General features: G+C 64.4%; 17 protein-coding genes. 4 read left to right on the plus strand and 13 right to left on the minus strand.

What is annotated here, in order from left to right; genetic code table 11:
• Positions 1-294: 294 nt before the first annotated feature.
• From EOA23_RS22345 to EOA23_RS22375, 7 genes are all read right to left on the minus strand, one after another.
• Positions 295-882, minus strand: coding sequence for an NAD(P)H-dependent oxidoreductase (locus EOA23_RS22345; RefSeq protein WP_127305739.1), 588 nt, complete (start codon positions 880-882; stop codon positions 295-297).
• Entirely contained in the window at positions 882-1,463 is a 582-nt protein-coding gene (locus tag EOA23_RS22350; RefSeq protein WP_189341670.1) for an NAD(P)H-dependent oxidoreductase, read from the minus strand. Before EOA23_RS22350 ends, EOA23_RS22345 begins: the two co-directional genes overlap by 1 nt.
• A complete protein-coding gene (locus tag EOA23_RS22355; RefSeq protein ID WP_127305753.1) occupies positions 1,463-2,860 on the minus strand; it encodes an FAD-binding oxidoreductase in 1,398 nt (465 codons plus the stop codon). Before EOA23_RS22355 ends, EOA23_RS22350 begins: the two co-directional genes overlap by 1 nt.
• Before the next feature lie 2 nt (positions 2,861-2,862).
• A complete protein-coding gene (locus EOA23_RS22360) occupies positions 2,863-4,161 on the minus strand; it encodes a cytosine deaminase (protein WP_127305741.1) in 1,299 nt (432 codons plus the stop codon).
• Between the two features lie 393 nt (positions 4,162-4,554).
• On the minus strand, positions 4,555-5,406 hold the full coding sequence (locus tag EOA23_RS22365; RefSeq protein WP_126060244.1) for an ABC transporter permease: 852 nt from the start codon (positions 5,404-5,406) through the stop codon (positions 4,555-4,557).
• Positions 5,393-6,214 (minus strand): ABC transporter ATP-binding protein, encoded by an 822-nt coding sequence (locus EOA23_RS22370; RefSeq protein WP_127305742.1) that lies wholly within the window; start codon positions 6,212-6,214, stop codon positions 5,393-5,395. Before EOA23_RS22370 ends, EOA23_RS22365 begins: the two co-directional genes overlap by 14 nt.
• A gap of 15 nt (positions 6,215-6,229) precedes the next feature.
• On the minus strand, positions 6,230-7,234 hold the full coding sequence (locus EOA23_RS22375; RefSeq protein WP_127305743.1) for an ABC transporter substrate-binding protein: 1,005 nt from the start codon (positions 7,232-7,234) through the stop codon (positions 6,230-6,232).
• Positions 7,235-7,486: 252 nt separating this feature from the next.
• Between EOA23_RS22375 and EOA23_RS22380 the strand changes: the two genes are divergently transcribed.
• A complete protein-coding gene (locus EOA23_RS22380; protein ID WP_127305744.1) occupies positions 7,487-7,870 on the plus strand; it encodes a RidA family protein in 384 nt (127 codons plus the stop codon).
• Positions 7,871-7,936: 66 nt separating this feature from the next.
• The gene (locus EOA23_RS22385; RefSeq protein ID WP_127305745.1) at positions 7,937-8,734 is read left to right on the plus strand and encodes a creatininase family protein; all 798 of its coding nucleotides are present in this window, start codon (positions 7,937-7,939) and stop codon (positions 8,732-8,734) included.
• A gap of 12 nt (positions 8,735-8,746) precedes the next feature.
• Here EOA23_RS22385 and EOA23_RS22390 read toward each other — a convergent pair whose 3' ends face one another.
• Both EOA23_RS22390 and cobD read right to left on the minus strand, forming a co-directional pair.
• Entirely contained in the window at positions 8,747-9,256 is a 510-nt protein-coding gene (locus EOA23_RS22390; protein WP_127305746.1) for a tyrosine phosphatase family protein, read from the minus strand.
• A complete protein-coding gene (gene cobD / locus EOA23_RS22395; RefSeq protein WP_127305747.1) occupies positions 9,253-10,308 on the minus strand; it encodes a threonine-phosphate decarboxylase CobD in 1,056 nt (351 codons plus the stop codon). The genes EOA23_RS22390 and cobD overlap by 4 nt, the downstream gene beginning before the upstream one ends.
• Here cobD and cbiB point away from each other — a divergent pair.
• Complete coding sequence (gene cbiB, locus EOA23_RS22400; protein WP_127305748.1) at positions 10,307-11,314, plus strand: adenosylcobinamide-phosphate synthase CbiB; 1,008 nt, start codon at positions 10,307-10,309, stop codon at positions 11,312-11,314. The two genes, cobD and cbiB, sit on opposite strands and share 2 nt — an antisense overlap.
• On the opposite strand, the gene cobO is transcribed toward cbiB, so the two are convergent.
• From cobO to EOA23_RS22415, 3 genes are all read right to left on the minus strand, one after another.
• The gene (cobO, locus tag EOA23_RS22405) at positions 11,311-11,934 is read right to left on the minus strand and encodes a cob(I)yrinic acid a,c-diamide adenosyltransferase (RefSeq protein ID WP_127305749.1); all 624 of its coding nucleotides are present in this window, start codon (positions 11,932-11,934) and stop codon (positions 11,311-11,313) included. The two genes, cbiB and cobO, sit on opposite strands and share 4 nt — an antisense overlap.
• 1 nt (position 11,935) lies before the next feature.
• Positions 11,936-12,481, minus strand: a complete 546-nt coding sequence (gene cobU / locus EOA23_RS22410; protein WP_127305750.1) for a bifunctional adenosylcobinamide kinase/adenosylcobinamide-phosphate guanylyltransferase — start codon at positions 12,479-12,481, stop codon at positions 11,936-11,938.
• Between the two features lie 132 nt (positions 12,482-12,613).
• Positions 12,614-13,300 (minus strand): gamma-glutamylcyclotransferase, encoded by a 687-nt coding sequence (locus EOA23_RS22415; RefSeq protein ID WP_127305751.1) that lies wholly within the window; start codon positions 13,298-13,300, stop codon positions 12,614-12,616.
• Positions 13,301-13,402: 102 nt separating this feature from the next.
• Between EOA23_RS22415 and EOA23_RS22420 the strand changes: the two genes are divergently transcribed.
• Positions 13,403-14,593 (plus strand): aromatic ring-hydroxylating dioxygenase subunit alpha, encoded by a 1,191-nt coding sequence (locus EOA23_RS22420; protein WP_127305752.1) that lies wholly within the window; start codon positions 13,403-13,405, stop codon positions 14,591-14,593.
• On the opposite strand, the gene EOA23_RS35755 is transcribed toward EOA23_RS22420, so the two are convergent.
• Positions 14,562-14,748: hypothetical protein (locus EOA23_RS35755; RefSeq protein ID WP_210212501.1), on the minus strand; the 187-nt coding region annotated here is incomplete at its 5' end. The two genes, EOA23_RS22420 and EOA23_RS35755, sit on opposite strands and share 32 nt — an antisense overlap.

Consider the following 14,748-nt stretch of genomic DNA (forward strand, 5'->3'; position numbering starts at 1 on the left):
GAGGCGCAGTCCGCCCAAAATCCACTGCCAAGGCGGCCTGAGGCCTCAAGAGCGAGGCAAAACAACCCGCCAAAGCGGCCAGAGCGCCTTTCAAAAAACGCCCATCTGCCTCGTGCGCTAAATATCGCCTCCCAGGCAAAACCCTCCTTGTGGGAGAAGGTGGATCGGCGCGCAGCGCCGAGACGGATGAGGGGTGTTCCAGCGAAGTGAGACGCTGGCTTTCCCTGGAGCACCCCTCATCCGGCCGCTTCGCGGCCACCTTCTCCCACAAGGGGAGAAGGAAAGCCCCGCGCTTCAAAACCTCTCCAACCTCGCCCTCACCTTCCCCAAAAACGCCGTCCTGCTCTTCGGCGTCGACGAATCCATCAGATAATGCGCCAGGAAGAACGTCTTGCAGCGCGTGGCGCACAACGCCCGCATGCCGCGCAGGATCGTCTTGCGGCCCGGCTGGCCGACGACGACGCTCCACCAGGTCGGCGCGCCGCAGGTGGTGATGACGCCGACTTTGGTGACATGCCGCATCAGCGACGTGATCCGCCCCTTGCCGGCCGGCAGCTTGAAGGCGATGTCCGTCGCCCAGACACGGTCGAACCAGCCCTTCAGCATCGCCGGCAGGCCATACCACCAGGTCGGATAGATGAAGAGGATCGCTTCTGCCCACGTAAGAAGATCGAAGTGCGGCTTGAGCGCCGGATCTTCCGGCGCCCGGTCATTGTAGCAGCGCCGCTCCTCGCAGCTCATCACCGGATTGAAATTCTCGGCATAGAGGTCGAGCAGCCGCACGTCCCAGCCTCTTCGCGTCAGCACCTCGACGGCGGTGTCGCGGATCGCCGCGCAGTAGCTTTCGGGCACCGGATGGCAATAGACCACCAGCACGCGCATCAGAATTGATCCATGCTGGCCGCGACCTTTGCCATGAACGCGTTGCGCGCCTCGTCGGTCGAAAGGTTCATCGAATAATGCGCGAGGTAGGAGACTGGAGCGCCGGGCAGAATCGTGGCCCGCAGCATGCGCTTGACGATCTTGCGCGGCGGGTCGCCCATCAGCATGGCGCGAAAGCGGCTGCCGCCATAGGTGGTCACGGCGGCGAGCTTGCGGATGTTGTGCAGCGTCGGCCGTACCTTGCCGTCGATCAGCTTGAACGACACGCCTGGCAGGAAGACGCGATCGAAGAAACCTTTCAAAATAGCCGGATAACCGTAATTCCAGACCGGGAAGGACAGCACCAGCGCCTCAGCATTTTGCAACCTTTCGATGTAGCCGGCGACGGCATCGGCTGGGCCACGCGGATCGTGATAGCCGAGGCGCTCGGCACGCGTCAGCCGCGGATCGAAGTCCTCGGCATAGAGATCGCAATCATCAATCATGTGGCCCGCCGCGGTCAGCCGCTCGACGATCGTCCGGTGCAGGCCGGCATTGAAGCTCGTCTCCACCGGATGGGCGTAAAGCACGAGGATGTTCATCAGCCCGCCTCTTGCAGGCCCTTGAACAGGAAGGGCTTGCCCGAGCGATAGTCGTAGGCGGGGTTTTCCCAGGCGATCATCTTGCCGGGATTGAGCAGGCCTTGCGGATCGGTCTCGCGCTTGAAGGCAAGCTGTACATCATCCGTACGCTTCATGCCGCCCTCTTCCAGCGTGTAGCGATGCGGGTTGAAGATCCAGCAGCCATTGTTCTCATGAATGCGGATGATCTCGTCGAGCCGCTCTTCTGTTGTGTAGCGCACCAGCGGCAGGCCGGCGGCACCGATCGCGCCGTCGAAGCGGATGAATTCGAGATGCGCCGGCACCTCGTCGCCGAAGCGCTCGACCATCGCCTTGACATGGGCGAGATGATCCGGCGACGGATAGCGCGCCTGCAGATAGGTGATCGTCGGATCGACCCGGATGGCGCGCAGCGTCGTGTGGTTCCAGGTCAATTCATAGGCCGGCGGCAATCCTTTGAGATCGGCCTCCTGGTCGGCGCGGAAGACGATCTCGCCCCTGGTGCTGCGCACAAAGGCGACAAAAGCGTCCATCGCGTGCGGCGCGATCATGCACACCACGATGCTCTGCTCGCGCCGGAAGAATTTCTGATGCCGCTTGAAATAGTCGTAAGGAATGGGCGCGGCGATCGGCGTGATCAGCTTGGCCAAGATGCCGTCCTGCACGGCGAGATCGTTGCCGAAGCCGGCCGCCTCCATGAAATCGTCGAAGCCGACAATGACATCGATCCAGTCATAGGAGGCCGTCAGCGGCATTTCGACCTCGGTGATGATGCCGTTGGTGCCATAGGCGTGCATGACCTTCAGTACATCCCCGCCGGTGAGGTCCATGACGCGCGGCTCGGCTTCCATGGTCACCGTCCTCAGCCGGATAACGTTGCCGAGGTCACGCAACCCGCCCCAGCGGATCGAGCCGACGCCGCCCGAACCACCGGCGACGAAACCGCCGATCGAAGCGGTGTTGTAGGTCGAGGGCGACATGCGCAGTTCCTGGCTGGAATGCGCCCGCGTCGCCTTGTCGATCTCAGCCAGAACCGCGCCAGGCCCGGTCACCACGCGTCCCGGCGCGATCGCCTTGATCGCGTTCATCTCGGCGAGATTGAGCACCACGCCGCCCGACAGCGGCATCGCCTGCCCGTAATTGCCGGTGCCGCTGCCGCGCGGCGTCACCGGGACACCGTGCCGGTGACAGGCCGCGAGCACGCGGATCACCTCGTCCTCGCTCTTCGGCGTGACGATGAGATCGCCTTTGACATGATCGAGCTGCGCCTTCAGCACCGGGCTGTACCAGTAGAAGTCGCGGCTCTTCTGCTGGACGATCGCCGGATGGTCGTCGATCTTGATTCCGTCGAGATCGCGCTTCAGCGCTGCGATATCCATCATCACACCATCAATTCGTCGAGTTCGGCATAGTCGGGCAGCTGGCGTTCGATCGCCTTGCCGTCGCGCACCACGATGCGATCCGATTCGGGCCGCGACAGCAATTCGGTCCAGCTCCGTCCCTTGAAGACGATGAAATCGGCGCTGCCGCCGACGGCAAGCGTGCCGGCGCCGTCAACACGCATGACCTCGGCCGGCGTCGCCGCCACCGACTTCGGCCAGTCGCCCACCGGATGGTCGAAATGCAGGATGCGCGTCGCCATCCGGTAGACCTCCAGCATGTCGAGATCGCCATAGGCGTAGAACGGATCGCGCGTGTTGTCGGACGCGACCGCCACCTTGATGCCGCGCGCCTTCATCTCGTGCAGCAGCGTCACGCCGCGCCAGCGCGGTGTCGTTTGGTTGTTGCGGCGGTCCTGCAGATAGAGGTTGCACATCGGCAGCGACACCACGGCGAGCCGCGCCTTTGCCACCTTGTCCAGCGTGTCGAGAACCTCGAGGTCCGGCTGGCGCGCCAGCGAGCAGCAATGGCCGACCAGGATGTTGCCCTCAAAACCGTTCCAAAGCGACGCCTCGGCGATCTTCTTCAGCGAAATCGCCGCGACATCGTCGGTCTCGTCGGCATGGAAATCGAGGTCGAGCCCGTGCTTGATGGCTTCAGCGAAAACCTGATCGAGCAGTTCCTCGAGATCGGGCACCGTATAGGTGACGACGCCGAGCACGCCCTTGGCCGCGGCGACGCGTTTGGCCAGCCGCTCGAACCAGGCCTTGTCGCGCACGCCTTCGATGCCGAGCAGGCAGGCGGCCTGCAGGTCGATCCGCCCGCGCCATTTTTCCCGCATCGCCTCGAAGACAGGCCAGGAGATCTCCTCCTGCGGCGGCACGCTGTCGAGATGCGTGCGCACCGCCTTGGTGCCATGCGCATAGGCCGAGCGCAGCGAGAAATCCATACGCCGCGCGACGTCCTCCGCACTCCAGCGCGCGGTCCGGTCGGCGCCTGTAGCGTTGAGCGCGCCCATGAAGGTGCCGTCGGGATTGGGCTTTCGCGGCCAGATATGGCCCTTGTCGATATGAGTGTGGCAATCGACGAAGCACGGCAGCACGATCCGGCCGGCGAGGTCGATCGCGTTGGCTTCTGCCTTCGACCTGGCTTGGGCGACAATACTTGTGATCCTGCCATCCGCGACAGCCAGTTCGGCCAGCGCGAAACCGTCCGCGTCGAACGGCGCTGTAAGCCCGGGCGTCAGCGAACGGTGAAGCCGAACGTTAGCCAAGCGATAAGAACCAGAGGTAGGTATCAAGGTCTGCTCCCAGCTGTCCTAGAGACATCGCGAACAGTTTTTGCACCGCCGCTAAGCTCAAAGGGAACGGCATGGATCCTAGGGTCTGCGCGTCCGCTTCGCTCCCGCTCCGCCCTAGGATGACGAATGGAAAGGATGCCGCCACCAATCGTAAGCGCCGGAGATACCGGGGCCTCTACCAATCTCCGGCATTGGCGATTTGCATGTGCCTCCCCGTCCTTGGTCATCCACGGGCGGAGCGGGAGCGAAGCGGACGCGTAGACCCGAGGATCCATTCCGTTACGGTCGCAGAAGAATGCAGCGGCGCAAAACTGTTCGCGATGTCTCCGCACGCCTGTTCGGTGTGCCTCCGGTCCAACCAGCCTCACGCCGTTTTCAATCACGCCAACCACCCTAATGCTCCTGCTTGAGCGCGCTCTCGTGCCAGCGGCGCAGGATCAGATGCGACACCAGCGACAGCACCAGGAAGATCAGGATGCCGGTAAGCGAGATCAGGATCAGCGCCGCGAAAAGGCGCGGCGCGTTGAGCCGGTAGCCGGCCTCGATGATGCGCGAGGCGAGCCCCGACGACTGCCCCTGCGCGCCGGCGACGAATTCGGCGACCACGGCGCCGATCAGCGACAGGCCGCCGGCAATCTTCAGCCCGCCGAGGAAATAGGGCATCGCCGCCGGCAGGCGCAGATAGCGCAGTTGCTGCCAGCGCGTCGCGCCATTGAGCTTGAACAGGTCGCGCAGGTTCCGGTCGACCGAGTTCAGCCCGAGCGTGGTGTTCGACAGGATCGGGAAGAAGGCGACGATCCAGGCGCAGAGCAGCAGTTTGACCGTCTGGTTGTTCACATAGATGTTGATCAGCGGGAAGATGGCGACGATCGGCGTCACCTGCAGCACGATGGCGAAGGGGAAGAACGACATCTCCACCCATTTCGACTGTGCGAACAGCACCGCCAGCCCGACGCCGCCGATGACGGCGAGCAAAAGGCTGAGGAAGGTGATCCTGAGCGTCACCAGCAGCGAGGAGAACAACAGGCCGGCATCGCTATGCAGCGTCTGCAGCACCACGCCTGGCCGCGGCAGGATGTATTGCGGGATCTCGTTCCAGACGCAGATGCGATCCCACAGCCAGATCGCCAGCACCATGATCGCCAGTGGCAGCACCCATTTGCCGATGCGCTCAAGACGCTCCTGGCGGGCGCGGCGCGCCTCCTCGGGGTCGAGCTTCAATGCAATGTCGTCAATGGCCGTCATGGTGCGGTCCGGCGGTTGAGTTGATGGCGTCGACCAGCACGTCAGAAGCCTGCCGGCAAAGCGCGGCATAGTCGGGTGAGGTCCGGAACACCTCGTCGCGCGGATAGGGCGCGCTGATGGGGAGCTCGCCGAAAACGCGGCCCGGCCGCGCGGCCATGACGACGACGCGGCTGGACAGGAACACGCTTTCGAAGACGCTGTGGGTGACGAAGACGACGGTGAAGCGCTCGTCCTGCCACAGCTCTAGAAGGTCGTTGTTGAGCTTGAAGCGGGTGATCTCGTCGAGCGCGGCGAAAGGCTCGTCCATCAGGAGGATGCGTGGCTTGGTCACCATGGCCCGCGCGATCGACACCCGCATCTTCATGCCGCCGGAAAGCTCGCGCGGTACGGCATTTTCGAAGCCGGTGAGATGGACCCGCGCCAACATCTCCATCACCGCCGGCGCAGCCTTGGCGCGCGACACGCCCTTGAGCCGCAGCGGCAGCCAGACATTGTCGAAGACGCTCGCCCAAGGCAGCAGCGTCGGCTCCTGGAAGACGAAGCCGATGTTCGAGCGGTCGATCGGGCCGCGCCAGTCGAGCTGGCCGGAGGTCGGCGTCGACAGGCCGGCGATCAGCCTGAGCGCCGTCGACTTGCCGCAGCCGGACGGGCCGAGCAGGCTGAGGAAATCGCCCTCGCGGATCGCGAGATCCACCTTGCTCAGCGCGGTCACGCCGTTGGAAAAGACCTTGCCGACATTGCGCAACGAAAGCAGCATCGGGGCCTCGCCCGATGCCGCCGGCGTCTCAGCCACTTTCTCCTGGATCATCTCAGGCAGGCCGCCCTACTTCTTCAGCTCCAGCCCAACGCCCTTGTTGATGAAAGCCAGCGTGTAGGCCTTCTTGATGTCGATACCCGGCTGCGCGACCTTGGCCTTGACCATCTTGTCGTAGAAACTCTGGATGCGCGCGTCGGTCATGGCGCCGATGCCGAGTTTTTCCGAATCGCCCGAATCGACGACGCCGAACTTCTTCAGCTGCTCGATCGAGAAGGCGATCTGCTCATCCGTCATGTCCGGATTGTCCTTCTTGATCATGTCGTTGGCGGCCTTGTTGTCGCCGTAGAGGTAGTTGTACCAGCCCTTGGCCGAGCCATCGACGAAGCACTGCACGACCTCCGGCCGCTTGTCGATCGTGTCCTGCATCACCTCGATGGTCGTCGCATAGGTATCCCAGCCATAATCGGCGAGCAGGAACTGGTTCGGCACGAAGCCCCCCGCCTTCTGCACCGCGAAGGGCTCGGACGTGACATAGCCCTGCTGGATCGACTTCTTGTTGGCGATGAACGGCGCCGGATTGAAGGTATAGGGCACGCGCTTCGCCGCATCGAAGCCGAGCTCGGTCACCATCCACTGGAAGAAGGTCTGCGCGCCCTCGTCGCCGAGGATGTACTGGTCGGCGTTCTTCAGGTCCTCCCATTTGTCCAGCCCCTGCCCCGGCTGGGACATGATGACCTGCGGGTCCTTCTGGAAATCGGCGGCGACGACGCGCATCGGAATGCCCTGCTGCACGGCGTCGAAGGCCGACAGCAGATTGCCACCCATGTAGAAATCGATCTTGCCGGCAAGCAGCATTGGCCGGCCGCTGACCTGCGGGCCGCCCTGCATGATGGTGACGTCGAGGCCGCAGGCGGCGTAGGTGCCGTCGGCAACGGCCTGGTAGTAGCCGCCATGCTCCGGCTCGGCCAGCCAGTTGGTGCCGAACGTCACCTTCTCGTTCGCGGCAGCAGCCAGCGTGCCCGCCACCAGCAAGGCGATCGAGCCCGCCAGGATCTTCCCATTTCCGATCATAAACTCACCCTCTCTTGGCCCGGGCGCGCAGCGCGCTGGGGTCGACACCATGGATTCAAGAAGCAAGACACATGCCACCGCCTGGGCCGCCTGCTTGCGCGACAGTCATTGCCGAGACCGGACGGGTCATGCCGTACGCGAGGCATCGTGCCTATTTTTTGGACGCCTGTCCATAATCGCCCGGGAGGCATGCACCGCATCTTGAAGGTTTCATGAATCGAGCCTTAGTCTGCGGGCGCACAGGAGAATGCCATGCTGAAATACCTCGCCCCCAAGACCATCAAGCCGCCCTTCGCCCGCTACAGCCACGGCGTTGAAATACCTGCCGGAAAACGGCTGGTGCTATGCTCCGGTCAGCTGGGCATCGGGGCTGACGACCATGTTCCCGAGGACGCCGGCGCGCAGGCCGAGCTCTGCTTCAAGAACATCGCTGCAATCTTGAGCGAAGCCGGGCTGACCTTGAACGACATTGTGCGCATCAACGCCTTCGTCACCGATCGTGCCCATCTCCAGCCCTATATGGATGTCCGCAACCGGCTCTTTTCCGATCCGGCGCCGGCCTCTACGCTGATGATCGTCTCCGGCTTCGCCCGCCCGGAATTCAAGGTCGAGGTGGAGGTTTTGGCGGCAGGCTAGCGTTGCCCGCAGCCAATAAGCGCATTACACCGACCGGTGCGGACGGCAGAGCAATCGGAGACCAAAGTGGCCAAAAGACGTGTGTGGTGGGGCGATTACCGGACGACCGAATACGCCTCGATCGATGCGGAGGAGACCATCGCCGTGCTGCCGGTGGCGGCGATCGAGCAGCACGGCCCTCACCTTCCGGTCTCGACCGATACCTCGATCATGGTGGGCATGCTGGAGACGGTGATCGCGCGCCTGCCCGACGATCTCGACATCCGCATCCTGCCGGTGCAGGCGGTCGGCAAGTCGAACGAGCATCTGCATGCGCCCGGCACCCTCACCCTGACGGCGACCACGCTGGTGGATGCCTGGACCGAGCTTGGCCTGTCGATCGCGCGCGCCGGGGTCAGAAAGCTGATCATCGTCAATTCGCATGGCGGCAATGAAGAGATCATGGGCATCATCTCGCGCGAATTGCGTGTGCGCGCCAAGATGCTGTCGGTGAAGACGAGCTGGCAGCGCTTCGGCCGCCCGGCCGGCATGTATACCGAGCTTGAAGACCGTCACGGCATCCATGGCGGCGATGTCGAGACCTCGCTGATGCTGCATTTCCGGCCCGACCTCGTCGACATGAGCAAGGCCGACAATTTCGTCTCCAATGTCGCCCGCGCCGAACAGGAATTCGCCCTGCTGCGCCACACCGGAACGCACGCCTTCGCCTGGATCGCCAGCGACCTCAACCCCAACGGCGTGGTCGGCGACGCCTCGATCGCCACCGCCGAGAAGGGTCGGCTCACCGCCGAGCATCAGGCCGACGGTTTTATCAGCCTGGTCAGGGACGTGCGTAAGGCAAAGCTTACCGACTGGCTGTCGTAGCGGGGCGCTCTTCTATCCTTCGATAGCGAGCTCGAAAGGTATCCCTTCGAAAGCATCGGCACCGCGGCCGATGGCTTCGATCGCCGCGATCATCCTGCCGTCCCGCTGAAGCAGCATGTCGGCGACCGCGATCAGCCGCGGATTGGGCGTGGCTGTCGGCGAGAGAAAACGCAGCGTCCGGGCGAGCTCCATCTCGTCGCGCTTCGGCGCCAGCGCCGCGGCGATGATATAGGCCGAGGCGGTCGAGCGGCTGACGCCGGCATAGCAATGCACGACCAGCGGCTTTGCCCGATCCCAGCGATAGGCGAAGTCGAGCAAGGCGCGGACATGCTCCTCGCCGGGCATGGTCATGCCTTCCTGCGCCACGGCGATATCGTGCATGACGAGATGCAGATGGTTTTCCGCCAGGATCGAAGCCGGGCGGACCACTTCGGTGCCGGCGGCGAGCAGCGACAACAACCGCTGCGCGCCGGTCCTTGCCACGGTCTCGTCGACCTTCGACAGCGAACAGACATGGATCATTGCCCGATCTCCTTCGGCGCATCCTTACGCCGTGCGGCCCAGGCGGCAAGCGCGCTTTCAAGGCGCTGCCATTCTGGCTCGCTGCCCGGCAGGCCGATGCGCAGGACCCCGGGACGCTCGGCGAAATGGCGGACCAGCACGCCCTGCTCGCCGAGTGCCGAGAACAGGCTCTGCGCCTCGGCAAACGACAAATAGCGGAACAGGCTGGTACCGCCGGCGATCGGAACATCGAATCGACCAAGCAGGACGTCGAGGCGACCGGCATCCTGCGCCAGGCGTTGCCGCATATCGGCCTGCCACGCCGCATCCGACAAGGCGCGGATGCCATATTCGAGCGCAGGCCCTGCCACGGCCCAGGGCCCGAGCTGCGCATCCAGCCGCTCGGCCGTCAACGGATCCGTCAGCGCGAAGCCGAGCCGAACACCGGCGAGGCCAAAAAACTTGCCGAACGAGCGCAGCACGACAATGCCGCCCTCGCCGACATCCCCCGCCAGGCTGTGTTCACTCGGGCCGACATCCATGAAGGCCTCGTCGACGACGAGCAGCCCGCCCCTGGCGTGAAGCCGCGCCGCGAGCTCAAGCAGGCGCCACTTGTCGATCACCCGTCCGTCCGGATTGTTGGGATTGACCAGCACCGCAAGATCCGCGTCGGCCAGTGCGTCGAAGTCGCTGACTTCCGCGACCGCATGGCCGGCAATAGCTGCGGCGCGGGCGTGTTCGGCATAGGTCGGGCCGAGCACCAGCGCCCTGCCGGGCCGCCGCAGCGAAGCCACGCGCGGCAGCAGAATCTGCGTGCCAGGCGCCGCCGCAACATGCGCCGCCGATGGCGCGCCATAGGCCGCAGCCGCAATTTCGGCCAATTCGCGCAGTTGTCCTGCCTCCGGCAATCGGGTCAGGGCGGTGGCGGGCAATTCGAAAAGCGGATAGGAGTGCGGGTTGATACCTGTCGAGAGGTCCACGAAAGGTTGTGGCGCATGAGGAAAAAGCGCGCTTGCCCGGCCAAGGCTGCCGCCATGATCAACCGCCGCGATCGCGCCGCTTAGAAGCTTCATGTCTGTCCTGATCGCTTTCCTGTCACTCGCCGTCGAACGCGCCCTCGGCTATCCGGACTGGCTGTTCAATGCCATCGGCCATCCGGTCACCTGGATCGGCAGGCTGATATCCTTTCTCGATCGCCGGCTCAACCGCGCCACGGATTCCGACGAAATCCGTCGCCGCCAGGGTGTGCGGGCGTTGCTCATTATCTTGCTGGTGCCTGGCCTTATCGGCCTTGCGCTGCATGTCCTGCTCTGGCTGATCTTCCCGACGGGTCTGGTCATTGCAGCCGTCCTCGGTTCCGCGCTGCTGTCGCAGAAAAGCCTCGCCGAGCATGTCGAGGAGGTCGCGGATGCGCTGGAGACCGGCGGCCTGACGCTTGGCCGCATCGCCGTTTCGCGCATTGTGGGCCGCGATCCTGAAAAGTTGGACAAGGCAGGCGTCGCCCGCGCGGCGATCGAAAGCCTGGCCGAGAATTTCTCCGACGGCATCGTCGCGCCCGCCTTCTGGACCGGCGTCGGTGGTCTCGCTGGCGGCGCTGCCTACAAGGCCGCCAACACCGCTGATTCGATGATCGGCCACCGCACGCCGAAACACGAAGCCTTCGGCCGTGCGGCCGCCCGCTTCGACGATCTGATCAACCTGCCTGCATCGCGGCTGACCGGCCTGCTCATCGTGCTGGCGGCCTTTCTAGTCCCAGGCGCCGATCCGCGCGCCGCCTGGCAGGTCATGCGGCGCGATGCCAGGAAACACCGCTCGCCCAATGCCGGCTGGCCGGAGGCCGCGATGGCCGGCGCGCTGGGGCTTTCGCTCGCCGGACCGCGCAGCTATGGCGGCGAGGTCGTCGAGGACGCCTGCATGGGCGAAGGCGGCCGTCGCGAGGCCGAAAGCACCGACATCCGCCAGGCGTTGAAGCTCTATCGCATGGCGGACTGGCTGCTGCTCGGCCTGTTCGCGGTCGTCTCGGCGATCGTGATCTACCTGAGCATTTCGATCAGCGGCCAAGGCGCCAGCACACCTTAGAACTCGATCCCCTGCTGTGCTTTCACCCCGGCGGAGAAATGGTGCTTGGTCAGCCCCATTTCGGTGACGAGATCGGCCGCCTCGACGAGCAGCGGCTTGGCGTTGCGGCCAGTGACGATGACATGCAGATCGCTCCGGCGTGCCTTCAGCGCCGCGACCACTTTTTCCAGGTCGAGATAATCGTAGCGCAGCGCGATGTTGAGCTCGTCGAGCACCACCAGGCTGATCGACGGATCGGCCATCAGCTCCAGCGCCTTGGCCCAGGCGGCTTCGGCGGCGGCGATATCGCGCTTCAGGTCCTGCGTCTCCCAGGTAAACCCCTCGCCCATCGCGTGCCAGACGACGCGGTCGCCGAAGGCTGCGAAGGCGTCCTTCTCGCCGGTGTGCCATTTGCCCTTGATGAACTGGACGACGCCGACGCGCTTGCCATAGCCAAGCATCCTCAACGCCAGGCCGAAGGCGGCCGTGGTCTTGCCCTTGCCCGGCCCGGTGTTGACGATCAGCAGCCCTTTCTCGATCGTCTTGCCGGCCACCTCGGCGTCCTGCACCGCCTTGCGCTTGGCCATCTTGGCGCGATGGCGCTCGGCCTCCCCCTCGTTAATCACCTTGTCTTCGACCATGTCATTTCACCTTGAGCGGCAGCCCCGCCACCATCATCAGCACATTGTCGGCCACCGCCGCGACCTGCTGGTTGAGCCGTCCGGCAGCATCGCGGAAACGGCGCGCCAAAGCGTTGTCGGGCACGATGCCCAATCCGACCTCGTTGGAAACCACGAACCACGGTCCGCGCGGCCGCGACAGCACATCCGCCAACTGCCGGCATTCGGCCTCGACATCATGGTCGGCCAGCATCTGGTTGGTGAGCCACAGCGTCAGGCAATCGATCAGCACCGGCTGGTGATCCGGCAAGGCCTCGATCGCGCCGACCAGGTCGAGCGGCGCATCGACGGTGAGCCAGCCCTCGCCCCGCCGCGACCGATGCAGCGCGATGCGCTCACGCATCTCGTCGTCATAGGCCTGCGCCGTGGCGATGTAGGACCAGGGCGACGGATGGGCGATCGTGAGGCTCTCGGCATGCGAGCTCTTGCCCGAGCGCGCGCCGCCCAAGACGAAGGTTAGTTTGCGATCGGAAGTTTTGTTGCCGCTCGCGGCTGTCGCGCCGGTCATTCCCTGTCTTCGTCCCTAGATGAAATCTTGCGGCAGCCAACGGCTGACGGGGCGCGACTTTAGGCAGAAGCACAACCACCGGCAAACCAATTTCCGCCGTGTCCCGGCGCGATTGCGGCAAGCGTTTCGGCGCTAAGAAGCGGCGATCCGCGCCGCGACCAGCTGCTGCAGCCGCCACAAATGAGCGTCGTGGATGCCGCGCAGCTCGAGATTCTTCACGGTGTTGTAGAGATAGTCGGCGCCCGAGCCCCAGTGGCCGCAGGACGTCGCGAGCCTCTCGACAACATCCTCCTCGGTGAGCGGGCCGGCATAGGTAGTACCCTGCCGATTGATAACGAAGGCCAGCGCCCGCAACGGACCGGCATCGCTCATCATATTGATCAGGCGCGGATGATAGCTGGTCGGCTTCAGCGTCACCTCGCGCCGCAGCAGCCTGTCGAGCTGCCCGCGCCGGTCGCCATCGCCGAGCCGAAAGGCGACGCCCTTGCATTGTCCGCCACGGTCCAGCGCCATCATCAGGCCCGGGCTTTCCTTGGTGCCGCGCCAACGCGTCATCTTCATGCAGAAGGACCTGTGCCAGCCGCGCAGCAGAGCGACCCGCTCCTCGACATGCTCGATCTCGGGTTTCCAGATCAGGGAGCCGTAGCCAAACAGCCAAAGCGGTTCCTCGGCGGGAAGCTGAGCCTCCAGCATGCGCACCATAGCGTCATAGTCCGCGTCATCCAGATGCGCGGCGTCAGGATCGGGCCCGCTGTCCTCGACAACGCGAAAGCAGCGGGCGACCAGTTCCTCGGTAAGCGACATGGTTCTTGGCAGCATGCGCGTGACCTTAAGGTCCCCGCGCCGGCGCTACAATCCGCGAGGGCCGGCAATTGACAACAGCTTTGCCCGGGTGTCGGCTGTCGTCATCAGGAGAAGCCGATGCAGCCCAATCCGAGCGAACGCGATCCTTACAACGGCCTGACCAGCCTCCAGCCGACCTTGCCGTCGGCGGCCTATTGGGATGCCGACGCCTACCGGCGCGATCTGGAGGCCATCTGGTACCGAAGCTGGCTGATGGTCTGCCGCGAGGCCGATCTCGCCGAGCCGCTTGCCTTCCGTACGGTCCGCATCGGCTCGCAGGAAATCGTCGTGCTGCGCGACGAGACCGGTGCCTTGCGCGCCTTCCACAACACCTGCCGGCATCGCGGCTCGCAGCTTTGCCAGGAAAGCGCCGGGCGGCTGAAGGCCAGGCTGCTCACCTGCCCCTACCACGCATGGTCCTATTCGCTGCGCGGCGATCTCGTGCGCGTGCCGTCGAAATCGCTGCCCGAGGGCTTCGACAAGGCCGACTATCCGCTCTATCGCTTGGCGCTCTCGCTCTGGCGCGGCTTCGTCTTCATCAACCTCGCCAAGGAGCCCGAAGGCTCGGCGGAAAGCTCGTTCGATCGCGCCTCCGGCGATCTTTCCAACTGGCCGCTGGAGACGCTCGTCACCGGCCACCGGCTCACCAAGGTGATGAACTGCAACTGGAAGATCTTCTGGGAGAACTTCAACGAGTGCCTACACTGCCCGGGCGTGCACAAGGATCTGTCGCGGCTGGTACCGATCTACGGCCGCGGCCTGATGGCAAGGCATGACGATCCCGAATGGGCGCGCCACGCCGACAATGACGATCCGGAGTTTTCCGGCCGCCTGCGCGCCGGCGCCGAAACCTGGTCGCGCGACGGTCACGTCCATGGCCCGGTCTTCCCGAGCCTGACCCCAGCCGAACGCGCCGCGGGCCAGATCTACGCGACCTCATTGCCCTCGATGTTCATCGTCGGCCATGTCGACTACATGCGCACCGTGCGGCTCGCCCCGCTCGGCCCAGAGCAGACCGAGCTCACCGCGGAATGGCTGTTCGCGCCGGATGCGTTGGGAAAGACCGATATCGACAACATCGTCGCCTTCGGCACGCAGGTGCTGGAGGAAGACGCCGCGATCTGCGAGGTCAACCAGAAAGGCCTGCGCTCGATGCGCCACGAAGCCGGCGTGCTGATGCCGGAAGAATACGAGCTGCACCGCTTTCACGATTGGGTACGCGAGCGCCACGCGGCGTTCAAAACGCCTTCGGCAGATAGCGCCAGGTGACGAAGCCGCAGAAGGCCGCCAGGATGCCTAGAGCGGGATGAAAATGTTTGGAGTCGTTGAGGATTCCCAAATCAGCGATTTTCTGATTCACCGTTCCTGCTGGGAAGGAGGCCAGCATGAATGGCATTGTCGACGGATCTACGTGAGCGCGTGGT

Source organism: Mesorhizobium sp. M2A.F.Ca.ET.042.01.1.1, assembly GCF_003997405.1.
GTDB lineage: Bacteria > Pseudomonadota > Alphaproteobacteria > Rhizobiales > Rhizobiaceae > Mesorhizobium.